General features: G+C 62.6%; 18 protein-coding genes. 6 read left to right on the plus strand and 12 right to left on the minus strand.

The annotated features are described in order from the left end of the window. Positions 1–116: 116 nt before the first annotated feature. The gene (locus tag EN749_RS02440) at positions 117–2,138 is read right to left on the minus strand and encodes a hypothetical protein (RefSeq protein WP_189367317.1); all 2,022 of its coding nucleotides are present in this window, start codon (positions 2,136–2,138) and stop codon (positions 117–119) included. A gap of 324 nt (positions 2,139–2,462) precedes the next feature. Between EN749_RS02440 and EN749_RS02445 the strand changes: the two genes are divergently transcribed. Further along, positions 2,463–3,392 (plus strand): transglutaminase-like cysteine peptidase, encoded by a 930-nt coding sequence (locus EN749_RS02445; protein WP_128362498.1) that lies wholly within the window; start codon positions 2,463–2,465, stop codon positions 3,390–3,392. 59 nt (positions 3,393–3,451) lie between these two features. Here EN749_RS02445 and EN749_RS02450 read toward each other — a convergent pair whose 3' ends face one another. The 11 genes from EN749_RS02450 to EN749_RS02505 all read right to left on the minus strand — a co-directional run bounded on the left by EN749_RS02450 (position 3,452) and on the right by EN749_RS02505 (position 18,568). Beyond that, positions 3,452–4,087 (minus strand): ribbon-helix-helix domain-containing protein, encoded by a 636-nt coding sequence (locus EN749_RS02450; RefSeq protein WP_128362499.1) that lies wholly within the window; start codon positions 4,085–4,087, stop codon positions 3,452–3,454. Continuing rightward, positions 4,077–5,366 carry an HlyD family type I secretion periplasmic adaptor subunit gene (locus EN749_RS02455; RefSeq protein ID WP_127320297.1) on the minus strand — a complete coding sequence of 430 codons (1,290 nt, stop codon included), beginning with the start codon at positions 5,364–5,366 and terminating at the stop codon, positions 4,077–4,079. Before EN749_RS02455 ends, EN749_RS02450 begins: the two co-directional genes overlap by 11 nt. A 42-nt stretch (positions 5,367–5,408) precedes the next feature. Continuing rightward, positions 5,409–7,541, minus strand: a complete 2,133-nt coding sequence (locus EN749_RS02460) for a type I secretion system permease/ATPase (protein ID WP_127271964.1) — start codon at positions 7,539–7,541, stop codon at positions 5,409–5,411. Between the two features lie 39 nt (positions 7,542–7,580). Then, on the minus strand, positions 7,581–9,029 hold the full coding sequence (locus EN749_RS02465) for a TolC family protein (protein ID WP_128362500.1): 1,449 nt from the start codon (positions 9,027–9,029) through the stop codon (positions 7,581–7,583). 425 nt (positions 9,030–9,454) lie between these two features. Continuing rightward, positions 9,455–10,018, minus strand: coding sequence for an invasion associated locus B family protein (locus EN749_RS02470; RefSeq protein ID WP_189367319.1), 564 nt, complete (start codon positions 10,016–10,018; stop codon positions 9,455–9,457). Continuing rightward, the gene (locus tag EN749_RS02475; protein WP_128362501.1) at positions 10,003–10,449 is read right to left on the minus strand and encodes a DUF4189 domain-containing protein; all 447 of its coding nucleotides are present in this window, start codon (positions 10,447–10,449) and stop codon (positions 10,003–10,005) included. The genes EN749_RS02470 and EN749_RS02475 overlap by 16 nt, the downstream gene beginning before the upstream one ends. 39 nt (positions 10,450–10,488) lie before the next feature. Then, on the minus strand, positions 10,489–11,157 hold the full coding sequence (locus tag EN749_RS02480; RefSeq protein WP_128362502.1) for a hypothetical protein: 669 nt from the start codon (positions 11,155–11,157) through the stop codon (positions 10,489–10,491). Between the two features lie 13 nt (positions 11,158–11,170). Next, positions 11,171–11,728, minus strand: coding sequence for an invasion associated locus B family protein (locus tag EN749_RS02485; RefSeq protein ID WP_128289218.1), 558 nt, complete (start codon positions 11,726–11,728; stop codon positions 11,171–11,173). A gap of 7 nt (positions 11,729–11,735) precedes the next feature. Then, positions 11,736–16,991 carry a YadA-like family protein gene (locus EN749_RS02490; protein ID WP_128362503.1) on the minus strand — a complete coding sequence of 1,752 codons (5,256 nt, stop codon included), beginning with the start codon at positions 16,989–16,991 and terminating at the stop codon, positions 11,736–11,738. Between the two features lie 196 nt (positions 16,992–17,187). After that, positions 17,188–17,709 carry an AraC family transcriptional regulator gene (locus EN749_RS02495; RefSeq protein WP_127809445.1) on the minus strand — a complete coding sequence of 174 codons (522 nt, stop codon included), beginning with the start codon at positions 17,707–17,709 and terminating at the stop codon, positions 17,188–17,190. A gap of 655 nt (positions 17,710–18,364) precedes the next feature. Then, positions 18,365–18,568, minus strand: a complete 204-nt coding sequence (locus EN749_RS02505; protein WP_164749109.1) for a hypothetical protein — start codon at positions 18,566–18,568, stop codon at positions 18,365–18,367. 305 nt (positions 18,569–18,873) lie between these two features. On the opposite strand from EN749_RS02505, the gene EN749_RS02510 reads away from it, so the two are divergent. The 5 genes from EN749_RS02510 (at position 18,874) to EN749_RS02530 (ending at position 23,965) form a co-directional block, all read left to right on the plus strand. Next, entirely contained in the window at positions 18,874–20,337 is a 1,464-nt protein-coding gene (locus EN749_RS02510) for a phosphatidylserine/phosphatidylglycerophosphate/cardiolipin synthase family protein (protein WP_127809444.1), read from the plus strand. A gap of 110 nt (positions 20,338–20,447) precedes the next feature. Then, a complete protein-coding gene (locus EN749_RS02515; RefSeq protein WP_128362504.1) occupies positions 20,448–21,296 on the plus strand; it encodes an endonuclease/exonuclease/phosphatase family protein in 849 nt (282 codons plus the stop codon). Between the two features lie 62 nt (positions 21,297–21,358). Further along, on the plus strand, positions 21,359–21,694 hold the full coding sequence (locus tag EN749_RS02520) for a hypothetical protein (RefSeq protein ID WP_128362505.1): 336 nt from the start codon (positions 21,359–21,361) through the stop codon (positions 21,692–21,694). A 386-nt stretch (positions 21,695–22,080) separates the two neighbouring features. Next, on the plus strand, positions 22,081–22,944 hold the full coding sequence (locus EN749_RS02525) for a hypothetical protein (protein ID WP_189367321.1): 864 nt from the start codon (positions 22,081–22,083) through the stop codon (positions 22,942–22,944). A 154-nt stretch (positions 22,945–23,098) separates the two neighbouring features. Further along, entirely contained in the window at positions 23,099–23,965 is an 867-nt protein-coding gene (locus EN749_RS02530; RefSeq protein ID WP_128362507.1) for a hypothetical protein, read from the plus strand. The last annotated feature ends 28 nt before the right edge of the window (positions 23,966–23,993 follow it).

The raw sequence follows: 23,993 nt of genomic DNA on the forward strand, positions 1-23,993 counted from the left end.
CACGTCCGTCGTCGCCGAGGAGATGTTGTTGGCCGTCGACTGATAGGTATAGGAGCCGTCGGCGTTGAGATGCAGCGTCCCGTGCAGGCCGACAATGTTGGTGTTGACACCGGTCGTCACGCCGCCGTCGTGTTGCCGCCCGCTGCCCGCACGCCATCGATCGTGGCGCCGTCGGCGCCGACGACGTCATTGCCCAAAACACCTGTCGCCGCGACCGTCAGCAAAGCGCCTTCGGTGACGTCGCCGCTGTCGGCACTTGCCGTCGGCACGTCGTCGACGATGTTGACGGTGAGCGTGGCGTCGGTGCTCTGCAGATCCTGGTCGGTCAGCGTAACGGTGAAATTCTCGAACGCGCTGTTCTGGCCCTGGATGGGGTCATGCGCTTCGTTGTCCACGAGCGTGTAGGTGTAGCTCACCTCGCCGGTGCCTGCATTGTAGCCCGTCACCGTCAGCGTGTTGCCGAGCGCCGTTGTAAACGAGCCCGCCGTGAACACGCCGTTGGTAATGAAGGCGTTGCCGTCGATCGCCAGCGAGTTGATGCCGTCGGGAGAGGAGACGGTGAAGGTGCCGGCGCCGGTCTCGGCCGTGCTTGCAGGATCGGAGCCAGGCCCGCCGGGCGTGCCGACATTCAACGCCGCCTCGTTGACGATGACGTCGCCGCCATTTGCCTCCGGCGTCAGGTCGGTGATCACAGGCGTCGAGTTGCCAATCGAAATCGTCAACGTCGTGTGCGAGGTGTCGCCGTCGCCATCCTTGATCGTGTAGGTGAAGACGTCGTTGACGCCGCCGGGTGTGCCGGCAGCGCGCACATAGCTGTAGGAGCCGTCCGCCAGCAGTGTCAGCGTGCCGTAGGTGCCCTGGATCGGCGCGTTCAGCGTGGCCGCATTGTCGACATCGGTATTGGTGTTGCCGGCCTGCACGCCAACCACAGTCGCGCCGTCGGCGCCCTTGGTGTCGGCAACGCCGTCCGTCACGTTGGCGTCACCGGCATCGGTTCCGCCAGCCAGTACATTGCCTGTCGCCGGGCCGAACTGGCCGGCCGCGATGCTGTCGATATCGGCGACTGCCGTCGGCACGTCATCGACGATGGCGACGGCAAAGGTGGTGCTGGCCGAATCGCCGTCGACGTCCGTGACGGTGATGCTGAAATTGTCCGGAACCGTGTCGTTGGGATCGAACCCGTTCGTGTGCTCTGGATGAGTGACCGATTCGGTGACCGTGTAATTGTATTCGATGGCACCCGTGCTCGGATTGTAGGAGACGATCGTCAGGAAGCCGAAATCGCCCGGGATCTGCTGGCCGACGCCGGTGACGGTGACGCCATTGATGACGATCGAGCCAATTCCATCCGGCGCGTCGATGCTGATCGTTCCGATGCCGGAGGTTTCGGAGTTGCTTGGCGCGTCGCTGCCGGGAGATTGTGTCTGGCCGCCATTGAGGCCGGCTTCACTGGCCGCTTCGGTCGGGGCAAGCAGTGACGTGGCCGTCACTGAAACCTGCCTGTCGACGATGGACGGGAACAGTTCGCGCCGCTCCAGGAGTCCGAACTGCAAGGCAGTCGGCGGCAGCAGCGCCGACAGCTCGAACCCGTCGCCGATACCGCCGGGGGGAACCGAGAAATCTCCGCCTGCGCTCGAGTTCGAACCGCCAGGACCAGCCGACATGGAACCGTCGGCGCCGAAGGCCACATCGACATGGCTGGCTTCCAGCGCCGCCAGCAGCGCAACGCGCGGCACCTCGACGTCGCCGATGATGAAGGTCGGCACGTTCAGGGCGCCGTCCTTGATCACGATCACCGAGCCGTCGGCCTGTTCGAGCAGAAGGTTTTGGCCGTCGACCTTGATGTTGTCGATGGAGGCGTTGGCCGGAAGCCTCACCACATGGCTGGCGTCGGCTACATATTCGTGCGGCGCGGCTGCCGGCGGTGCCTTTGCTTCCGCGGGGGCTTCTGGTTTGACGGGCGCTCCGCCGCCGACATCGACCGGCACCGGTTCGGACGCTGCCGGCGCGGGCTGCTGCGCCGAATTTGCCTGTGCGACCCGGATCTCCGCAGGCGATGCCTGATCGCCGTGTTCATTGGACACGGGATGCTCGTTCAAGGAAGCCGAAAAGCTGTCCAACTCGATATTGTTCGTCATGGCTGAAACCCCTCCGATATTTACCGGATAGAGACAGCGGCCACTTCTACTTTGCAACTGCCCCCTAATCTATTTCATATATTATGATATGCATTGCCCGGCATTTTTTACACGTGGTAAACCGCTACAATATAACCTGTTATATGTAGGTTTCTGGAGACCTCCTTGACGGATAGCTGGGCGGCAATTTTCCGGTAAACCAAAGTATAAATTTGAATAAAATTTTAAGCAAAATGGATAAAGACAGTTGCTGGATATTTATCCACCTTCCTTTCCAATAATTTGAGACAAGATTGGTAGCGTCCACAGTCAAAGGTGGGCGTTATGAAAAAGCAAAAATCAGTTCCGGGAAAAACCCGGCTCCAGATGCTCCTGCTGGCAATCGGGCTTGTCGGCCTGGCGGGGCCGTCATTCGCGAGCGATATCGCCGCACCCGGCTGGCCTCAGGAGAAGGTCCAGACGCCACCCAGTCTCGGCGGTGTTTCGCTGGCGAGGCCTCAGCCCTGGCAGCCTGCGGGCGCTTACCGGATCGGTCTGGTCACCGGCAGCTATGGCCCAGATGTTGGCCGCGGGGATGGCTCGTCAATGGCGCGAGATGACGCCGGGATAGATCCGGTGCAGACCGCGTCCATCATTCCGGGGGTGTTCGGATCGGTTGCCTTGTCCATGCGCAATTTTCCCGTCGCGGCTCGCTGGGCGCCGGTCTACCGGGCAATCGCCGCTTGTTCGGCAGGCAGCCCCTGCGAGCACAAGAGCGCGGCTTTTGCCGGCCTGATCGCCGCCGCACAAGGCAAGGGATTCAGCGAGAAGCTGTCCTTCGTCAACAGCAGCGTGAATCGCCTGATCGCCTACAGGAAAGACAGCGTCGTCTACGGCAAGCTCGATTATTGGGCGAAGCCTTCGGAGATTCTCGAGCGGCGAGCCGGCGATTGCGAGGATTTTGCCATCCTCAAGATGACAGCCCTGCTGAGGGCCGGCATTCCCACGCAAAGCATGGCGCTTGTCGTCCTCCAGGATCGCAAGAGAGGCTTCTTTCACGCAGTGCTGTCGGTGAGCACAGGCAGCGGCACCTTCATTCTCGACAGCCTCAGCAACACTGTCGTGCGTGACAGCGATCTTCCGGATTACGTTCCGCTCTATTCGTTCAGCACGGACCGGGCCTGGATCCACGGTTCAAGACCGGGCGGAGCCCAGATGGCCGACATCAAGGGCGGTTTCGCAACCGTCGCCCCCGGCGAAGGTTTTCAGCCATAGGTTCGCCAGCATTGGCGATGCATCCAGAGCAACTCCGGTAAGTGTAACGGTGAACTGCTCTAGCCGCCGAAGACGAACGCCATCAGCAGCTCCGGCTCGAGCACCGGAGCCCGCACCGCATTCAATTGTCCCCGGTATCGACGGTCGCCCGCGCCGATGACAAAACCGGTGGCCACCGGCGATTCGCCATTGGCATCGAGCCGCGCGAATATGTCGGCCACATTGAGGTCCAGCGCCAGCTTGAGATCGTGGCGTGCGTCATCGCTTGGGGCGATCGGCAATTGACGTTTGACCAATTGCTGGAACGGCGCGTTGAACGACAGGATCTTCTTCGACGAAGCCAGGGCAAAGGCCGGAGACGGGCAAGCGACCAGTATGGCGTTGATGGTGTTGATCGATGCAAGCTTTCGCAGGGTCAGGTTTTCGTCACCCAATCCACGCATGCAGGCCACCCGGATCGCGGATGTCAAATTGCCTGTCTGTGCCTGGCTTTCGGCGATCTCGTCGATGAGCATGCCGATCGTGCACTTCCTGCTTTCGGCCATCTGCTTCAGCGACATCCAGAATGCCCGCTCCAAACGGATGCCGCGCCGGATGCCGCCGCGCGCCACAACCCGGAATTCCAGTCCAAAATCCTCGGCGGCGACTGGAGGCAGCAGCCGACCGGAATGATGAAGGCTGGCGCTACCGCTCACTCATCGCCTCCTCGCGCGCCTTGTTGATCGGCTTCAGGAGGTAGTGCAGGATCGTCTTGCGCCCGGTCTTGATGTCGACCGAGCAGATCATTCCAGGGATGATCGAATAGGCCTTGCCGTCTCTTTGAAGGGTGGATTTGTCCGTCGCCACACGCACCTGATAGTAGGGTTCCCCCGTTTTCTGATCGACCAGGCTGTCGGCTGTGATGTTCGAGACCTTGCCCTCGATGCCGCCGAAGATCGAGAAATCATAGGCGGTGACCTTGATAAGGGCCTCCTGGTCGGGACGGATGAACGCGACATCCCGTGGCGAGACCCGTGCCTCCACCAGCAACGTCTCGGAGGTCGGCACGATGCCGGCCACCACGGCGCCAGGCTGAACGAAGGCCCCGACCGTGTTAAGCTCCAGCGTGTTGACGATGCCGTCCACGGGAGAACGGATGTCGGTGCGCGCGACCTTGTCGGTGGCTCCCCTTATGGTCTCATCCACCACCGACAGTTCCGCCAGCGCCTGGGTCAGGTCATCCAACGCCTCCTGCTGCAATTGCAGGCCGAGTTCCTCGACCTGAAGCTGGGCTTCCGTGATCGACGATTTGATCTTCTTTATCGTTTCGCCCGCAAGGTTCAGCTGGCCGTTGAGCTCGGTCTGTTCGCGCTCCACCCGGAGTTGCTCGGTCCGTGCCATCAGGCCTTTCTTGACCATCGCGTCGACCAATTTTGCCTCCTGGTCGCTGACGACCAGGTTCTTTGTAAGACGATCGGAATTGGCCTGCGCCTCGGCCAGTTCCCTCTCGCGCTGGTCAAGGCGTGACTTGAGCACGGATAGCTTGTTATCGAAGTTCCCGCGCCGGGCGATGAGCAGCTTCTGTTCATTGTCGCAGATTTGCGGAGCGACCGACTGGATGTCCTGCGGGCACGGAAATGGGCCCGAGAGATTGCCGGCCTGTTCGTATTTCAGCCTTGCTATGCGCACTTCCAGCGCGCGCGCCTTGGCCTGCTGCTCGCCGAGACTGGACGTGTTGAGCGTGTTGTCCAGGCGGATGATGAGATCGTTCTTCTTGACCACCTGGCCAATCGTCACGGCGATTTCCTGAACGACACCGGCTTCACTCGCCTGAATGATCTGGGTCTTGGAAGCGGGTATGACCTTGCCGTCGCCGCGTGCGATCTCATCGACTTCGGCAAAGGACGCCCAGGCGACGAAGACCACGAAGAGCGCTCCGATGATGAATATGGACGCCGACGCAAACAGCGGCGGTCGATCTTCTCTGGCAAGCATTTCCCACGCCCCAACGCATTGGATGCAGCAATATTTGTTTTGTCAGGCGCTTGTTTTCTGCAACGCCTGTATGACTTGGTCCTTCGGTCCGTCGGCAACGATTCTGCCCTGTTCGATAACGATCAGGCGGTCGGCCAGCTCAAGCATGCTGAAGCGATGTGTCGAGACGATCAGCGTGGTGTCGCGGTCGAAGGCGACTTTGAGCTGCTTGATCAACTGGCGTTCCGATGCAAGATCCATCGAGCCCGACGGCTCGTCCAGAAAGACGATTTTCGGTTTGGTCAGCAGCAGGCGTGCGATTGCCACCGTCTGCCTCTGGCCGCCGGAAAGATTGGTGCCGCGCTCGCCGACATTCATGTCGTAGCCGCGCGGGTGGCGTGAAACGAAATCGTCGACACCGGCCGCCTTTGCCGCTTCGATGATCTGTTCGTCTGTAGCCTCGGGGCATGCCATCAGGAGGTTTTCCTTGATGGTGCCCGAGAACAGGTCGCCGGCCTGCGCAACGATGCCGACCGCGGCGCGAACCTCGGACGGGTGATACTGGCGAATGTCGATCCCATCCAGCAGCAGCTCACCGGAAGTCGGCAGGAAGAGCCGGCCGATCAGCCGCCCCATCGTCGTCTTTCCCGATCCTATGCGGCCGATGATGCCGATCCGCTCACCCGGCTTGACCGAGATATTCAGGCCGGTCAGAACCTCGTTTTCCGAGCCTGGATAGACAAACCCGACATTCCTGAACACCATCGCCCCCTTGCGGATGGGGCGGTTGACGAAGCCCACCGTGTCGGGTCGATCTTCCGGCTGAGCCATGATCGAGTTCACCATTCTCAGCGAGAGCATGGCCTGGCGAAACCGGGACAGCGTTATGGCGATCTGGCCGAGCGGCGCCACGGCCCTGCTCGCCAGCATCACCGTTCCTATGATTGCTCCTGTCGAAACATGCCCTTCCGAGAAGGCATAGGCGCCGGCCACGACCAGGGCGACGGTCACCAGCTGTTGTATGGATTGGGTGATGTTGCCCGCCGCCGCCGAAAGCTGCTTGATCTTCTCGGACGTGTTGGCGGCGTTCTTGGAGTGCTCTCCCCATTTTCGCAGCAGATAGGCCTCGGCGCGCAACGACTTGATGGTCTCCAGCGTCGAGATGGATTCGACCAGCAGGGCCTGGCGCTGCGACGCTTCGTTCATCGAGGCGGCGACGCGCTTGCCGATGCGGCGCTGGGTGATCAGGCCGACGATGACGGACATCACGAAGGCCAGCGCCGGTATGATCACCAGCCATCCGCCTATTGCATAGATCACAAGGAGGAAGACGAAGACGAATGCCGTGTCGATGAACACGCTTATGGTGTTGGAGGTGAAGAACTCCCTGACGAATTCATATTGCGTGACCCTGTTTGCGTATTCACCGGTCGAGCCGGGGCGCGCCGACAGCGACGAGTTCAGCACTTTCTCGAACAGCAGATAGGATATTCGGAGATCCGCCTTGCGCCCGGCATAGTCGATGAGGGAGGCCCTGGCCGTCTTCAAAAGCAGGTCGAACAGGATGACCGCGCCGATGCCGAGAGCCAGGACCCACAGTGTCGATATTGCCTTGTTCGGCAGGATCCTGTCGTAGACGTTCATGGTGAAGATCGGCGAGGCTATGGCCAGCAGATTGATGAACACCGCCGCCAGGACGACTTTTGAGTAGGTGCGCCAGAAAGCGCCCATCGTCCCCGTAAGCCAATGTCTCCGCTCGATCCTGGCCGCCGAGCCGACCGACATGGTCTCGGCGGCATTGGCATAGGTGATCGAGAAGGAAGCGCCGCCGCTGATGTAGCTGGCGGCCAGTTCCGATCGGCCGATCGTGGTGCGGCCGTCTTCCTGGGGCGCGGTGATATACGCATCGTCTTCGCCCAGAGCGAGCAGGGCAACCGGCAATTGGCTGACGCGAAAGACGATTGCCGGCAGGTCGATACGCCCCCTGAGAAAATCGCGGTGGTTGAACTCGGTGACTTCCAGGCCGATGCGTTCGGCAAGGTGCCTGATGTCGTCGGCCGCAATTCGCGTGTCCGAGAGCGGCACGCCGGCAAACAGCACGGTCTCCGCGCTCGGCCTGCCGAGATATCCGGCAACGGCCGAGAAGCAGGCCTTGAACGCCTCCTTGGGGGAGAGGATATTGGGTTGCTGGTTCACGATCTGCCCGTCAGGACGCTCGCTGGACCTTGCGTCGTCTTATTTCTTCCTCACCGGGGCGAGGATATCGAATGGCAGGTCGTTCTTCTGCTCCGATGGCGTCCGCGCATAGGTCTCGGTGTCCGCGGTTTCCGGTGTTGCAAACTCGGTGCGCGCATAGGCTGTCGCTTGCTTTGCCGGCTCGAGATTCATCGTTTTCAGCAACTGTCCGGTCGCGGCCAGGAGCCGGTACTGGGCAAACAGCGATGCGTAGGACGCGGTATCGGCCAGCGTTGCCGTGTTGAACCGCGTATTCTGCGCGTCGAGCACGTCGAGCAGCGAGCGCTGTCCAACCTTGAACTGCTCGCGATAGGAAGCGACCAGCTTTTCATTGGCGGCGGCCTGTTGCCTCAGGGTCTTCGCCAGATCGGCTTGCCGGAAACGGCGATCCCATGAGGTGCGAACGGCTTCCTCGATTTCGCGCAAGACCTGATGATAGGCGAGCCGCTGCTCGCTGGCGCGGCGGATCTGCTCCTGTTCAATGGCCTTGTCTATGCCGCCGCGATACAAATTCCAACGCAGCACCAGACGCGCCTGCAGGTCATTGGTGTCCCCGTCGTCGCCGTCAATGTCGGTGCCTGCCCTGGCCCGACCTTCAGCAATGACTTCAGGGCCATATTTCGCCCGGGCCGCATCCACCAGGGAAGCCGCGGCGTCGATATCGCTGGTGGCCATGTGAACGCGCGGATTGTTCTGTCGTGCCAGGCCGATCGCGTCATCCAGTGACCGCGGAAGCGCGGCGGCGACGTCACCCGGCCGCGAAGCATTGACCAGCGGCTTGCCGACGGTCTTGAAGAACCGGATCTTGGAGGCTTCCAGCTCTTCGGTCGCCTCCTGCATGCGGGCCTTGGCCGCGAACAGACGCTCCTCGGCCTGTTGGCGGTCGGCCTCGTTCAACGCCCCGCCTGAGATGCCTTGCCGGATGTCGCCGAGTATCGCCTGATGGAAACCCAGATTCTTCTTGGCTTCGGAAACGATCGAAGCCTGCAGCATGTATTCGAGGTAATCCTGGACAACGGACAGCCCGATGAATTCGGACCGTTCCAGCACCCGGAACGACGCTCCGTCGACGCGCGATGCCTGGCGGTTCAATTCCGCGCGACGCGCTCCGCTGTCGAATAATTTCTGGGTCACCACCAGATTCGCTTCCGCCGGATAGAGCGAATCGTTCTCTATCGACAGCGAGCGCCGGGACGAATTGTCGAGCCGGCGAACGCCAGCCGATCCCTCGACATCGACACTGGGAAGGTAAAGGCCCTTGGCCTGCCGCAACTCGAACTCGATTGCTTCGCGGTTTTCGATCGCCTGTCCAATCTCGGGATTGGATTCCACCGCGACAGCCATCGCCTCCTTGAGCGTAAGCGCATGAGCACCCCCGCAGGTCAGCATGGTGGCCGCCATCAAAAGACCAAGGCGCCTGCCTATGGTCGACATGTTTGTCGTATTCATTAATCCCACCCTAACGTTTCCCCAGCGTCCTTTTCAGAGCGCTAACCAAGCCAAGGCCTGCCCGTCGGTGGATTATTCACAAATTCACGAAATGTGTGAGCGATTATTGATTTAGAGGGCGCTAAATAGCCTTTTTGGGCAACAAGGCTGCGAGATGTAGCAAAAATAGCACATAACGTCGGCTCGCTGCGGTTGTATCCGGACGCCCCATTCAGTGGGCAAGCACAAAAAAATCGCAGGCCAGTGGGCCGATATGCCCAGAATCATGGCCGGTTCGGATAGCGGTTGTCGACAATCCAACCGGAGGTTGAACGCTTTTTCAGGCACGCCCCCCTTGGGTGCCGCGTCCAAAAAATACTCCATAGTGGCGGCCGGCTTGCGCGTCATGTCGCTCATCACGGCCAAAAGCTGGTCAGCGCGTATCTCTAATTTGCGCTCAACGCCACCATGCGGTCGAGCGCCGCGGTCAGGCCGCGAAGCGACACCGGGAAGCTCAGCGGGGTCTCGGCGTCCGTCGTGACATTGAGCTTCAGCACCGAGCCTCCCCTCAGCTTTCCAAGCGTCGGCCGATCGACGGTAAAGACGGAGACGCAACCCGTCGGCAGGCAAGTCCTGAATCGCTGCGGGGACAGTGGCGGCTGATCATCGATCTGCAGCGTCACGCCCGGATCGAGCAGGATGCCGAAGGGCAAAAGCAAGGTAGCCGTCGTCGAGCCGTCCGGGCGTGCCGCGATCTCCACGGCAAGAAGCCTCTGCCCGTTCTGCTGGACCTGGTCTTGCGCGAGCGAGCACACTCTCGCCTTCTCGCGAACCGAACAGGTCACACTCCAGTCCTGATAGACCTCACGCAGCGATGACGGTCCGTCCGGGACAGCCGCCACCTGTTGCTGGGCGGACGCCGGCGACATCAACGAGAATAGAATTGCCCCACATGCGGAGACGGCCTTCGGGCCAGGCTTCATGTGCAGACCCACTAGCGGATCTTGCATTTCTCTCCCGTCGCCTCGCAGGCCTGCAAAGCGAGATCCTCCGCTTCCCGACGGGTCTCTGCCGAGTTCACGCCCCAGGGCGTAAAACGGTTCTCCACCTTGTCCGCTACGGCGAGGGCACCGCAGTGCTTGTAGGGAAAGCCGGTCTCGTCGTCATCATTCCAATGGCGATGGTTGCGGAAGACGGTGACGACGTTGCAGGCTTTTCCGCCCGCGTTTTCGCAATATTTCTGTGCGATGTCCTTCGCTTCCTGCCGCTTGTCGGCGCCCCAGAAGAAGCCGTATTTGCTATCGGCCTGCGAATAGGCAATGGCCGCCCATATGCCTTTTTCCTCCTGTTGCGGCTCCGATGGGGCCACAAGGTCGGCTGAGACGACTTGTCCGCTCCACAACAGGGTCAAGCCCAAAACTGCCAAAGCCTGCGATCTCATGGTCGGCCATCCTTTCCTTAACCTCAATCGCTTCGCGTCCTACTTCGCCGCCGAAGCGAGGGAGATCACCACACAGCTTTTGCCCGTCGGCAGGAGAAGCGCTTCACCGGCATTGCCGCCGAGTTCGTAGACCTCGACCTGCCCGAGATGGTCGGTAATCTTGCTGCCCTGCGGCAGGATGGATGCGATGTCGGCGCACGGGCTGGCGAACGGCGCCACCCGCACCATCGCCCCTTCGCAACCGGTGGCAGTAGGCGAAGCGAACACGATGCCGGCGGCCGGTCCGCTATAGCGTTCCGACGCATAGTCCATGCCGACAAAGGCCTGGATGGCGTGCTTGTCGGCCGCCTGACCGTTCCACAGGGATTTGACGCTGTATTTCGTGCCGTTCGTCAGAATCTGTCCGAGCGTCGGATAGACGGTCGAGCAGGCCTGCACACCGGCCTGCTTGACATGCTCGAGGAAGGGCGTGTCCGGAAGCACGGGGGCCGCCGCAGTTTCTGCAGGTGCGGCCGTCGCGCCGCCGACCAGATTGGCGATCGCGGCATAGTTCCCGGCGGCGAAGCCAAGCCCCGCCACGACCAATCCCAGCAATGAATATCCGGCCACGCGTGGCCAGCGCCGCCGTGGGGGCTCGGCCCGCCTCTGCCGATCCGCCTCGACGGCCGGAGTGCGTTTCGCGGACGTGAACTGGTCCTGCTGGCTCATGGTGATGCCCCGATTATTTGAGTGGTGAAAGGGCCTCTGACAGCCCCTTGAGTGTTGCGGTCACGGTGATCGTCTGGCCGTCGACTGTCGAATAGGAGATCGCCGGTGTCGCATTCTGCGAGATCTGCCGGCGCATGAGGGGGCCGACCGGCAACATGCCGACACAGACCATTTCGTTGCAGCCGTTCAGGTGCACGTCGATCGGCTGCTTCTGTCCATCGAACTTCAGCGACACCAGGCCATCGCTCCTGGCATTCGCAGCGGTGCGCAGGATCATGTACGGCTTGCCGTCCTGTGTGGCGGCAAGCGACCAGCTGAAGGCCATCTTGCCTGCTGCGTCCTCGATGATCTGCGAGACGTTGCAGACCTTCTTGCGGGCCTTGAGGTTCTCGTCGCAGATCAGCGTCCAGTTATCGAATGGGCGGATGGTGCGCTGATAGTCGCCGAGCTTCACCTCGGGCGGCACCACCACGTCCGATGGCTTGATCCTGTAGGTCGAGGCGACCTGCCCGGCGGCCGGCACCAGGCCGCCGCAGAGCGCCAGGCAGGTCAGGGCAACAAGTCCTTTCATTCCTGCCTCAGTTCAAGGTGAAGCTGATGCCGGCACCGACACCGACATGCCCACCCGCGGCCGTGCCCGACAGATTGCCCCGGATGCGGCCGTCTTCGCTGGTGTAGCCCGCACCGAAGGCGAACGCGCCTGCGTCCCGCCACAAGCCGCCGCCTGCCGCCACGCTCAGCTTTCCGGGCCGGTCGTCATAGCGCAGCGAGGCGGCCGCAAGGCCTATTGCGGCCGCCTGCCGCGCCTCGTCGCGGATGCCGCTAATGTCCGAATTTAGCTGGCTGAGCTTCTGGTCGGTATAGTCGTTGGCCTGCTGCAAGGTCGTGACCGCCACCTTGTCGGTGTAGTCGTTGGACGTATCGATAGCGTAGGCTACGCGGTTGTCCGTATAGCTCTTGCCCGCGGTCAGGCCCTGGTTCATCTGGTCGACGTTGACCGCATCGGTCCCTTTGACGCCGGGGCCGACATTGGAGATGACGACGGGCGCGTTGACGTCGCCGCCCTGCAACGTGATGGTGTTCGACTTGACGCCGCCCGGGGCGTCATAGGTCACCGCGTTCTCGGTAAGGTTTCCGACGCCGGCTTTCAGATCCTCGATCGCCGTATTGGTGGCGTAGAGCTGCGAGCCGTTGATCGCATCGGTGCTGTCGGAAGACACGCGGCCGGCAGCGACATTGGTGATCGTCCGCTCGGCGCCGGCGTCGCCGACGCTGACGGTTCCGGTTGGAGTCGTTCCGGCATAAGTGTAGGTCTTGCCGTTGATGACGGTGCTGGAGGTCCCGACGGCGGTCTGCGTCACCGAACCGGAACCGAGCGCCACATCGTTGGCATTGTTGGCCTGCGCGCCCTGGCCGAGCGCGACGGCGCCTTGCCCAGCGGCCGTCGAGCCATGTCCCGCGGCCAAGCTGTCGGTGCCGCTCGCCACGCTCTCCGGTCCGATCGCAACGGCGTTGGTGCCGCCGGCGATGCTGTCGGCCAGCGTCGAGTTGGCGTGGAAATACTTGATGCCGCCGCCATTGCTGATGCTGGTCAGCGCATTGTCGACGGCCGTGAAGCCGTCATAGACGGTGGAATAATTGTTGCCCTGGATGTTGTAGGTTGGGCCGGTGATCGAGCCGTCGGGATTGACGGTCGTGCCGCCGCCGAACAGGTTGCTGACGTTTTGCGTCACGCCGCGCAACTGCGAAACGTTGACGCCGTCGGTGTCGGCAGAGCCCGCCGCGACATTGGTGAGCTTGCGTTCGGCCCCGGCAGAGCCGATCGACACCTCGCCGACCGACGTTTGCGGACCGGCGAGCGCAAAGGCCGTGTAGCCTGCCTGCGCGCCGACCGTGGTGATGGACTGCGCACCGAGCGCCACGCTGTTGATGAAGGTGCTCTGGGCGCCGGCGCCGAGCGCCACCGACTGGATGCCGGACGCCAGCGAATTGGTGCCGAAGGCCAGGCCGTCGGCCAGCATGACATGGGCGTTCTGGCCGATCGCGGTTCCGCCGGGTGCGGTCTGGTCGACGATGGCGCCGTTGCCGATGCCGATGCCGTTGTCGCCGTTGACGACCGTGGTCGGACCGACCGCGACCGACTCTGCCCCGACCGCCAGCGAGTCGCCCGCCGCCGAATTGGCATGGAAATACTTGGTCGAGGTGACCGATACGGCAGCTATGGCGCCGGCGAGTTGGCGCACCGTCACCGCGTCCTGGTCCTGGGTGCCGTCGGCCACATTGGTGATCTGCCGGTACGAGGTGGCATCGCCCACCGAAACGGCGCCGAGCAGCGTCTTGTCGGTGGTGTTGTACTGGATGAAGTTGGATGGGCCGGCGGGCAATTGCCCGGTAGTCGGAGCGATCGCACGATCGGAAACCGAGCCCGAACCGAGCGCCACGCCGCCGTCGATGCTGGCATTGCTGTCGCGGCCGAGCGCCAGCGCGCTGTCGCCGGTCGCGGTCGCCTGGTAGCCGACGGCGGTGGAGCCGACCCCTTGTGCGAAGGAATCGGTTTGCGCCAGACCGGCCTCGTTGGTGCGGGCGTAGCGGATGCCCTCGCCATTGGCGTCGGTATAGGCGGTCGAGGTGTCGCCGGCGATGTTGTTGATCGTGTTGCCGAGATCGGTCACCGAACCGCCAATGGTGCTGAGCGTGGTGCCGATGGCGTCGACGGCCTGGTTGGTGGCGGCGAGCTGCGAACCGTTGATGGCGTCGGTCGACGTCGAACTGATCCGCCCCGCGGCGACATTGGTGATGGTACGTTCCGCGCCGACCGCGCCGACGCTGACCGTCGAAGTCGGAGTGGTGCCCTGGAAAGCGTAAGTTGTGCCGTTGATTACGGTGCTCGGCGTGCCGACGGCGACGTCGGTGACACTGCCCGAGCCGAGCGCCACATCGCCTGCGTTGCCAGCGGTCGAGTTTGCACCCAGCGCGAGCGCATCCGCGGCGCTGGCATTCGCTTGCATGCCGAGAGCGGTCGCCTGGAGGCCGGTAGCAAAGGCGTTCTGGCCGATCGCGGTGGTGGAGGTCGCTGTCGCGTTGGCATTCGCGCCGATGGCGGTGCTGTATTGGCCCGAGGCGTTGGAGATGTAGCCCATCGCCGTTGCGTCGAGCGCCGATGCGACGGCGCCGCTGCCGAAGGCCGACGCATTGGCGTCGGATGCGCTCGAATTGACACCGGCCGCGATGGCGTTCGTCCCCGTTGCGGTCGCGACGGGTCCGATCGCGACGGAGTCCGTGCCCGTCGCCGAGGAGTCCGCCGCCGTCGAGTTGGCATGGAAATACTTGATGCCGCCGCCGACATTGATGTTGTTGACGACGGCGCCGATGGCATCGACGGCCTGGTTGGTGGCGGCGAGCTGCGAGCCGTTGATGGCGTCGGTCGACGTCGAACTGATCCGACCCGCGGCGACATTGGTGATAGTGCGTTCCGCGCCGGGCGCGCCGATGCTGACCGTCGAGGTCGGGTTGGTGCCCTGGAAGGCATAGGTCGTGCCATTGACCACCCCACTGGCCGTGCCGACCGCCGTGGTGGTCACCGAGCCCGAGCCGAGCGCCACGTCGCCGGAGCTTGCCGCCGCCGTCGCGCCATCGCCAAATGCGATATTCCCGGCGAGGCCGGCGGCACCTGCCGTGGAGCCGTTGCCCAACGCCACTGAGCCTTGGCCGATCGCCTTGTTGTTGTTGCCGATGGCGACGGCACCGTTGGCCGCGTTGGCCGCGGTGGCGGTCGCCGTGCCGTCGCTGTTGGCGATGTTGTTTGCGCCGCCGGTGAAGGCGCCGGTGCCGCTGGCGAAGCTCGGATCGCCGATGGCAACCGCGCCGTCTCCATAAGCGACGTTGCCCGCACCGATGGCGACAGCCTTGCCGCCGCTTGCGTTTGCGTTGGTGCCGATGGCGACGGCGTCGACGGAGTTTGCGACCGCGTTCGTTCCGGCGGCGATCGCGTTCTGGGCACTCGCGTTCGCGGTATCGCCCATCGCCAGCGCGCTCGCGCCACTCGCCGATGCGCTAACGCCCAGCGCCGTTGCGCGCGCGAGGGTCGCACGGGCGCCATTGCCGAGCGCCACGGCGCCAACATCCGTGCCCTGGGCACCCGATCCAATCGCGACCGAGCCGATTCCACTCGACACGGCGGCATTGCCGAAAGCCAATGCGAAATTGCCTGAGGCGAGTGCGTTGGGGCCGAGCGTTGACGAGCTTATCCCCGTCGCACGGGAATTTACCCCGATTGCGACGGCGAACTGGGCCGATGCCACGCTTGTACGGCCGATCGCCGTGGCATCAGCCACGTTTGCCGTCACGTCCACGCCGATAGCGATCGCGCTCTGAGCGAGAGCCCCCGTTCCGACAGCGGAGCGTGCGCCCAGATAGATGGAATTCACGCCGCTGGCGATGGATCCCGTGCCAATGGCGGCGGCGTTAGTCTGGCTGGCTTGGGCGTTGTGGCCGATCGACGCGGTGTTGCTGACGGCGACACCAATACCGGCATTGGTTCCGATCGCGATGTTGTCGTTGCCGGTGACCAGATTGCCCGCGGAGGCGGAGAGCGTTGCGTCATAGGCAACGGCGCCGTCACCAGTGCCGAGGGCGACATTGCGCTGCCCCGTGACGCCGGAGCCAGCGCCTCTCAAGACGCTTGGGACGCCGCCGCCGACAGCGGTATTCTGTCCGCCGCTGACGAGCGTGCCTGCCGCGATGCCCACCGCGACCGAGCTGGCATTTCCGGTGGTCGAGCCGGCACCCGCACCCTGCCCGACCGCAACCGTGCTGTCGCCGATCGCCACCGCTTGCACCCCGAGTGCCGTTGAGCTGTTGCCGGTCGCCCTAGCAGCGTTGCCGACGGCGACGCCCGAGACTCCGCTGGCGTTGGCGCCGTTCCCGGCGGCGAGAGAATTGGCGCCGGTTGCCTGGCTGACCACTCCCAGCGCTATCGAATTGCCGCCGCTTGCGTTACTACCCGCTCCCATTGCGGTCGCGTTGCCGCCGGTTGCTTGGCTGGTCGATCCAACCGCGGTACCAAAGCTGTTGGCGACGGTCCCCGTGCCGAGCGCGGTCGAACTGTTCCCCGAAGCCTGGCTTAAGCTGCCGATAGCGACGGAATTGCCGCCGGTCGCTTGGCTCGATACGCCAACGGCCGTCGCGGCGGCGCCAGCAGTAGCCGTGGAGCCGATGGCAGTCGCGTTCGCCCCGTTTGCGGTGCTGTTGACACCAAAAGCTGATGCTCCATCCACGAGCGCGCGGGCGTTCCCGCCTACGGCAAGAGCATTGACGCCGGTCGCGTTCGCGAAGACGCCTATGCCTATGGCGTTGAGGCCAGTGGCACTCATCGTATAGCCGATGGCGATCGAAGCATTGCCCGTTGCGGTGTTACCGGTGCCTATCGCCACGCCGTTGTCACCATTCACCTTGGCGCCAGCACCAATGGCGGTCGAGGCGGAGCCGGTGGCGCTGGTGGCACATCCGATCGCTGTGCTTTGCACCCCCGCGGAGGGAGTCGTGCAGTTCGCGGTGTTGGTCAGAACCCCGTTACCAATGGCAAGCTGCGCGAACGCCGGCTGCGGGACCATGATCCCCACCACGGCCCCGAGCATCCCGCCAACGCCCAAAGTTCCCAGCCCCAGGCGCTTGCGCCCCATACCGAGCGCACGATGCGCCATCCGCAGCACCGCCATCAGGCGGCGGCGAACCGAGCGGGAACTGACATCGGCCCCCGCGATCCAGTGCCCGGCGAAATGCGCCGCGCGACGCTGAACAAGAAGCGAGCCGTTCGAAAACTGGTTGTCGGTCATGGTTCCCTCTCCGCTGGCCGGCACGAAATGTCTGACAATTCCGCTCCACCGCAGGAAGACATGATTCCTGCCCGCGGTATTTCACGAAATTGCTGCCTTGTGAGAAAAGATCGGAGCAAACCTGCAGAGGTTAACGGCTTGTTACCTTAGCCAATGCTTTAAAACCAAGAAATAAAGCAACGACCTAAGCGCCGCCTCATCTAACCTTGGCGTTAAGCTTGCCCACCCGCAGCTGCAGCGGCGTCACCTGGCGGTATTTCTTCATCACGGTGGTAAAATGGCTCTGGCTTGAAAATCCGCAGGAATGCGCGATGTCGGCGATCGTCATGCGGCTGTCGGCAAGCAGTCTTTCAGCCAAATCCAGCCGCAGCTCGAGGACATACTGGTGCGGCGGCACCCCGAACGTCCTCGAGAAAGCCCGCATGAAGTGGTACGGCGAAAGCTCGCAAACAGCGGCCATTTCGGCAAGCGCCAGCTTGCGGGTGAAGTTCTTGTCCAGAAATTCCTGCACGCGGCGTGTGCTGCGGACCGAAAGTCCGCCTTTCGCGTTGAGCGTCGGCTGTCGCAGATTGGTTCCGGAAGCCGGTCCGGGGAAACCATCATCACCCGGCATTTTTCGGCCTCCTGACACGTCCCAGATGAGGTTCAACCGGAGGCCTTCCTCCTCGTTCCCCCGAAAAACAATTCGTGATTGATCGAAGCCGACCGGCATCGCCATTCATCGGATCGTTCCGGCCGGACGGCGAACGATGAATGTCTGCGAGACGGGATCGCGGACGGAGGATATGACACTCCCCCGCGCGGTGACCCTCCTGGGCCCGGCGCTTTCAGGAATTATGTCCAGGACAAATCGAGCTGTCCGTTCTCGATTGACGCCCCGGGAAACGCCGCTTTCCCGAGCATCGTCCGTATTTTTCATTGCCTGGCCTCAGCCGCTTGTCCGCCGCCTGAAATCCCCCTTAGCCCGACCCGGATCCAACGTAACGCACATGGCGCGGAGTGTGAATAACATCCGTACGCAAAGAAAAAATTTTGTTCGGGATAAGAAGACGGACCAGTCAACAAGGCAAGGGCTGGACCATTTCGGAACCTTCGCCGGCGCATTGGCTGACGGAGCATCAAACGAAAAACCCGCCTGTTCGGCGGGTCACTGGCGCAAATCAGCACCATGCACGAATTTATACCTTAGCTGAGGTCACCGAGTCAAGAAAAAATTCCTATCGTGAAAGCTGCCCGCGCAAAAGCTGCCACACCGAGCCCGCTGCCGCGAGGCCTCTGGTTGGCCTGAGTTCGGAGCCCTGCTTCAGGTTTGGACAATTCGACCAATTCAGCAGCCCTTCAAGGCAATGCAGAGCTACCCGATTTGCTGCCGGTCATTGCAGATCGTCGCGACGATTCTCGTACAAATCCCATGTAAGTTCCACAAACCCCAGAAGAACGTCCTCCTCGCTCCACCCGGCAGCGACCGCTGCCTGAACGATCTCACGGACGAGAGGCAGCAATTGGCGTTGGCATTCTGCCGACGTGTCGGCAACTGCGTCATCGCCGGGAGGTCCATCGAAGTTGAATTTCATCATTCAGCGCCCCCCTCGCCATCAATCAAAGTGTTTATATAACTAAATTCATTCCTCCTGATATACAATAGAGGTGGTACCAAAGCATAAGAGGCTTCGGTGGGCCTGGGAAGAACAGGACGATGCCAGGCTTTATGCTTCCCCTGGGTCAGGTTTGTCCTTCTGAACAGGATCTATCGGGGTGCTTCAACCCATCGATCTCTGCGGCCGGTCGAACTCTTCAGCCAAGGCCGCATGCCACCATCCACCGAATGCACGGCACGAGCGGCTGCATTGCCTTCTGCAACCGCTCGCTGGATAGTCTCGGCATGTTGGCGACCCTGGCGACTCACTGGCCGCAAATTCTGGCGATCATCTCCGTGGTGATGGCGACGCTCGGCATCGTCCATGCCGTCATGACCAAGGAAGATGTCCGCGCCGCCACCGGCTGGGTCGGCGTGATGGTGCTGTCCCCGATTCTCGGCGTGCTGATCTATGCCGTCGCCGGCATCAACCGCATTCGCCGCGCCACGATCACCGCCCAGCGCCCGTTTGCCGATGGCGCGGTATCCGCCAAGCACGAGCGCGACGTCGCTGTCGAAGAGGCTCTGATCGTCGAGCGCTACGGGCAACGGTTCACGGGCTTGCGGACATTGGGCGACAGGGTGGCGCGGCGCGCGCTCAATCCTGGAAATGCAATCGATGTGCTGGAGACCGGCGACGAGGCCTATGCCGCCATGTGCGCGGCCATCGATGGTGCCGAGCGCAGCGTCCTGCTCGAGACCTATATTTTCGACAATGACGCCGTCGGCCTGCTCTTCGTCCAGGCGCTTGCCGGCGCCGTCCACCGAGGCGTCACCGTCCGCGTGCTGATCGATGCCGTCGGCGCCCGCTACTCGGTGCCGAGCATCCTGGGGCATTTGCGCGAGGCCAACATCCCCGCCGATGTCTTCAACGGCAACATCGTCATGGGCCTGCGCCTGCCCTACGCCAATCTGAGGACCCACCGGAAGATCCTGGTGGTCGACGGCATCGCCGCCTTCACCGGGGGCATGAACATCCGAAAAGGCTTCTCCGCCGAATTCGCCGGCTCCAACAGCGCCAGGGACACACATTTCCGGGTGACCGGTCCGATCGTCGCCGACCTCTTTTCGGTTGCCGCCGAGGACTGGCGCTTCGCCACCAACGAGGCGCTGAAAGGCGACGCCTGGCGCATCGCCCCGCTGTCGCCGTCGCCAGGCGCACCGATGATGGTGCGGGCGGTCGCTTCCGGCCCGGATGCCAGCAACGAGACCAACCACAAGCTGCTGATCGGTGCATTCTCGGTCGCCCGCAAGTCTATACGCGTGATGTCGCCCTATTTCCTGCCGGATCGGGAACTGATCAGCGCGCTGATCACCGCCGGCAGGCGCGGGGTCGAAATCGACATCGTGGTGCCGGCGGTGAACAATCTTTTCCTCGTCGACCGCGCGATGATGGCGCAGTTCGATCAGGTGCTCAAACACTATTGCCGTGTCTGGCGCACCGAGGGACCGTTCGACCATTCGAAGCTGCTTTCGATCGACGGAGTGTGGGCCTATGTCGGCTCTTCCAATCTAGACGCCCGATCGCTGCGGCTGAATTTCGAGATCGACTTGGAGGTGCTCGATGCCGGCTTTGCCAGCGAGATCGAGGCGCGGATCGGGTCGGCGATCGCCTCCGCCGTGCCGGTGACGCTGGAAGCCTTGCGAGCCCGGCCGTTTCTTATCAGGCTGTTCGACCGGGTATTGTGGCTCGGTTCACCCTATCTCTAAGGCGGAGGTGCGCTTGAGGAACTCGTCCGTCATGGAACATACGCGGAAATTGCCTATTTTCACTGTATCCGGCTTCTGAATTGATGCCAGCGAGGACGAGCAGCACAGAGATGCACAGAATTGGACGCAGCCTCCCGGCAACCATGCTTCTGTCCCTTCGTGACCGCCGGATGCAGAAAGCGAATGCCGCCGCACTCAAGACGACAGCCACCACCGGCACGCTGGTTGCCTCCTACAATGTCCACAAATGCATCGGCGTCGACAGGAAATTCGACCCGGAACGGACCATCCGCGTCATCCGCGAAATCGATCCGGATCTCATCGCGCTGCAGGAGGCCGACAATCGCTTCGGCGACCGTAATGGGCTTCTCGACCTGCCCCGGCTCGAACGGGAAACCGGCCTGGTTCCGGTGCCGATTTCGGCCACCGGCAAGGGCCATGGCTGGCATGGCAACGTCTTGCTGTTCAAGAAGGGCGTCGTTCGCGACGTGCACCAGATCAAGCTTCCGGGACTGGAGCCGCGCGGCGCGGTGGTGGCGGAGATCGACCTCGATGGCAGCCAGACGCTGCGCATCATCGCCGCCCATCTCGGCCTGCTGCGCCGCTCGCGCTCCCAGCAGGCGCGCGTCGTGCTCGACCTGATGAACAGCCCGGACGAAAGACCGACCTTGCTGCTCGGCGACCTCAACGAATGGCGACTTGGCAACCGCTCCGCTCTCAACACGCTGCATGCAACGTTCGGCCCGCAGCCGCCGGCGGTCCCCACCTTCCCGTCGAACCTGCCGCTGCTGGCGCTCGACCGGATCATGGCCAACAGGCACGGCATGATTGCCGCCATTAACGCGCATGACACGCCGCTTTCGCGCGTTGCCTCCGACCACCTGCCGCTGACGGCCTTCGTACGCCTGGAGCGGGGAGACGATAACGCCTTGATGTCTTCCGCGTCGCAAAGCGTGTAAAATTAGACGGAACGCCCAGTTCTTCCCCGAGTTAACATGTCTCGAACGCGCAGGAGGACGAGATGAAAAAGCTGATTCTGGCTTCCCTGTTGGCATTGGCCGCGACAGCGGCGATCACTGCGCCGACGCAAGCGGCAAGCGTGACCATCCAGTCCGACGATGACGACCGATATTTGCCGGATGACGATTCCGATAGTGGGATCGTTATTCGCCGTCACCACCGCGATCGCTATTACGACAATCAGTATGATGGCGACCAGGATGTTCAGTATGACAATGGCGGATACCGGTACGGCGAATATCGCCGCCACCACCGGCATCACCGCTGCCACATCGAACTGGTCAGGCACTGGCGCCACCACCACAGGGTGATCGAAGAGGTCCGCGTCTGCGGCTGATGTCGATCGTACCAACCGGCCGGCCAAAGCTGGCCGGTTTGGTCGCGTATTGGGGGCGAGAGATGATGCCGCCATGGATCAGTTGAAAACGCCCCTGCAGACTGACGCGCGGCGCGGTTCGCGCAGCTGGATTACCTGGCTGATTTTGTCGCGATTGGACTTGGCACGGTAACTCACTCTCCACCATCCCCGTCAAGCCGCAGATCACCGGCCCGCTTCCCAGGGCATGCCAACCGGTTAGCGGACCCCACCATGAACCGGTCGTGGCCGGCGCCATGTTCGGGTTGGGCTTGCTCTTCGCATTTGGTGCCTCTGGACACAGCTATCGAAGGCTGGAAAATGTAGACGCGACTCCGCTGTTGGAGTTAACTCGGAACATGAGGAGGATGGCGCTGAATCTGGAAGACATTGCCGGCCATCCGGCCCTGCATCGCTGTGTTCAGGCACAGTCGTTGGCGCTGATCAACATCTATGAAACGAGCCCGCGGCTGGCTTCCATTTTCGCCACGCAGCAGCGTTGGCTGATGGGTCATGTCGGCCTTGCCATGCATTTCAGGCGCGATCCGAACGACCGACGCAAGGAGCTGACGGTATCGCGTTTCATCGAGTTCGTACACCAGCACGCGGTGGCCAGCCGCAACACGGCGGACGCTTTCATCAAGGAGATGCTGCATTATCATGTCGCCGAGTATGTTTCGGGTGGCGACGGGCGTACGCACCCCTTGCAACCAACGGCGGCAACCGTGCAGACTTTCACCGGCTGGGTCCTTGCCCATCTGCAGACGCTGGATCATCTCGACCGTGGCAACCGGCTGGCCAGGTTCCTGGAGCGGCCTGACATGGTTGCCGGGCTGCAGCCTCTGGTGGCGGACGGCCTGCTTGCCTCCAAGCCGGTGCGCGAGCCCAACCAGACCTTTTCCCTGTTCATCTGGCTCAACAATGGCGGCATCGTCATGGATTGGCTGATGTCGGGCATCGACCCCGATCATGCCGGCCTGGACCGGATTCCGACCAGCGTGGTTTCGATCGGAGATTTCGCCAAGTGGCTCAAGCTGTCGCGGACCCACCTCGCCCGCAAGCTGCGCGCTGCCGAGGAACTCGGCAGCATCGGCTGGCTCGGCCAGCGCGGCCATTCGGTGATGTGGGTGTCGAACACCTTCTACCAGGAGTACATGACCGTCCAGGCCGCCAAGCTGGCCATTGTCGATGCGGCATTCGCCGCCTGTTTTCCAGTCCCGGAAGACCGCTGAGGGTCGGCGCGATCGACATCTGCCCGGACCGAGAACATTGTCTCCTGGCGATCATAACCTGTTATAGACAGGGCGCGTCTGGACACGGGCCGTGAAGGCTGAGAATGTGATCTGCGTCTTCGTGGCCGTAAGGCTGGATCGGAGCATGGGGGGAATGACGCAGACCTTTGACCATATTGCCGGTCACCCGGCATTGCATCGCTGTGTCCGTGCCCAGGCGCAGGCGATGATCCAGGCCTATGGGATGAACCCGAGGCTTGCCTCGATATTTGCCACCCAGCAGCGCTGGTTGATGGCGCATATCGGCCTTGCCCTGCATTTCAGACGGGAGCCCGATGATTACCGCAAGCAGTTGACGGCGGCGCGTTTCATCGACGTCATCCGGGAGAATTCCGTCGCCAGCCGCAACACCGCCGACGCCTTCCTCAAGGAGATGCTGCATTACAATTTCATCGAGCACCTGCCGGCAACACAGGACGGCCGCATCCGCCCCATTCAGCCAACGGTGAACACGCTGGAGACGGTTGCCGGCTGGATGATGGCGCACCTGCACACGCTGGACAGTCTCGACGGTGCGAACCGTCTGGCGACGTTTCTGGAGCGGCCCGATGCTCTCGCCAGGGTGCAGCCGCTGGTCGCCGACGGCCTGATCTCCTCCAGCCCCGTGCGCGAGCGCAGGCAGACCTTTTCGCTGTTCACCTGGCTCAACAATGGCGGCGTCGTCATGGACTGGCTGATATCGGGCGTCGATACCGACCATGCCGGCCTTGCTGAAATACCGACCGGCGTCGTCTCGATCGGCGATTTCGCCAAATGGCTCAAGCTGTCGCGAACCCACCTGGCACGCAAACTGCGGGATGCCGAAGACCTCGGCAGCGTTGGCTGGCTTGGCCAGCGCGGCAATTCGGTGATGTGGGTGTCGGGCGACTTCTACCGGGAGTACATGACCGCCCAGGCCGTCAAGCTGGCTATCATCGATGTCGCGTTCGTCAAGGCCTTCGACTCGCCGGCAGGCAGCTGACCGGTGCGGCATCCCCGGTGCGGGGATG

Source organism: Mesorhizobium sp. M7A.F.Ca.ET.027.02.1.1 (genome assembly GCF_004022985.1).
Taxonomy (GTDB): Bacteria; Pseudomonadota; Alphaproteobacteria; order Rhizobiales; family Rhizobiaceae; genus Mesorhizobium.

What these genes read in the sequence shown, in the direction of transcription:
- EN749_RS02485 (WP_128289218.1), bottom strand. Translation starts at nt 11,728, where the DNA reads ATGAAAGGACTTGTTGCCCTGACCTGCCTGGCGCTCTGCGGCGGCCTG.
- EN749_RS02455 (WP_127320297.1), bottom strand. Translation starts at nt 5,366, where the DNA reads ATGCTTGCCAGAGAAGATCGACCGCCGCTGTTTGCGTCGGCGTCCATA.
- EN749_RS02490 (WP_128362503.1), bottom strand. Translation starts at nt 16,991, where the DNA reads ATGACCGACAACCAGTTTTCGAACGGCTCGCTTCTTGTTCAGCGTCGC.
- EN749_RS02480 (WP_128362502.1), bottom strand. Translation starts at nt 11,157, where the DNA reads ATGAGCCAGCAGGACCAGTTCACGTCCGCGAAACGCACTCCGGCCGTC.
- EN749_RS02440 (WP_189367317.1), bottom strand. Translation starts at nt 2,138, where the DNA reads ATGACGAACAATATCGAGTTGGACAGCTTTTCGGCTTCCTTGAACGAG.
- EN749_RS02445 (WP_128362498.1), top strand. Translation starts at nt 2,463, where the DNA reads ATGAAAAAGCAAAAATCAGTTCCGGGAAAAACCCGGCTCCAGATGCTC.
- EN749_RS02520 (WP_128362505.1), top strand. Translation starts at nt 21,359, where the DNA reads ATGAAAAAGCTGATTCTGGCTTCCCTGTTGGCATTGGCCGCGACAGCG.
- EN749_RS02495 (WP_127809445.1), bottom strand. Translation starts at nt 17,709, where the DNA reads ATGGCGATGCCGGTCGGCTTCGATCAATCACGAATTGTTTTTCGGGGG.
- EN749_RS02470 (WP_189367319.1), bottom strand. Translation starts at nt 10,018, where the DNA reads ATGCAAGATCCGCTAGTGGGTCTGCACATGAAGCCTGGCCCGAAGGCC.
- EN749_RS02465 (WP_128362500.1), bottom strand. Translation starts at nt 9,029, where the DNA reads ATGAATACGACAAACATGTCGACCATAGGCAGGCGCCTTGGTCTTTTG.
- EN749_RS02505 (WP_164749109.1), bottom strand. Translation starts at nt 18,568, where the DNA reads ATGATGAAATTCAACTTCGATGGACCTCCCGGCGATGACGCAGTTGCC.
- EN749_RS02525 (WP_189367321.1), top strand. Translation starts at nt 22,081, where the DNA reads ATGGCGCTGAATCTGGAAGACATTGCCGGCCATCCGGCCCTGCATCGC.
- EN749_RS02530 (WP_128362507.1), top strand. Translation starts at nt 23,099, where the DNA reads ATGACGCAGACCTTTGACCATATTGCCGGTCACCCGGCATTGCATCGC.
- EN749_RS02515 (WP_128362504.1), top strand. Translation starts at nt 20,448, where the DNA reads ATGCACAGAATTGGACGCAGCCTCCCGGCAACCATGCTTCTGTCCCTT.
- EN749_RS02510 (WP_127809444.1), top strand. Translation starts at nt 18,874, where the DNA reads ATGTTGGCGACCCTGGCGACTCACTGGCCGCAAATTCTGGCGATCATC.
- EN749_RS02475 (WP_128362501.1), bottom strand. Translation starts at nt 10,449, where the DNA reads ATGAGATCGCAGGCTTTGGCAGTTTTGGGCTTGACCCTGTTGTGGAGC.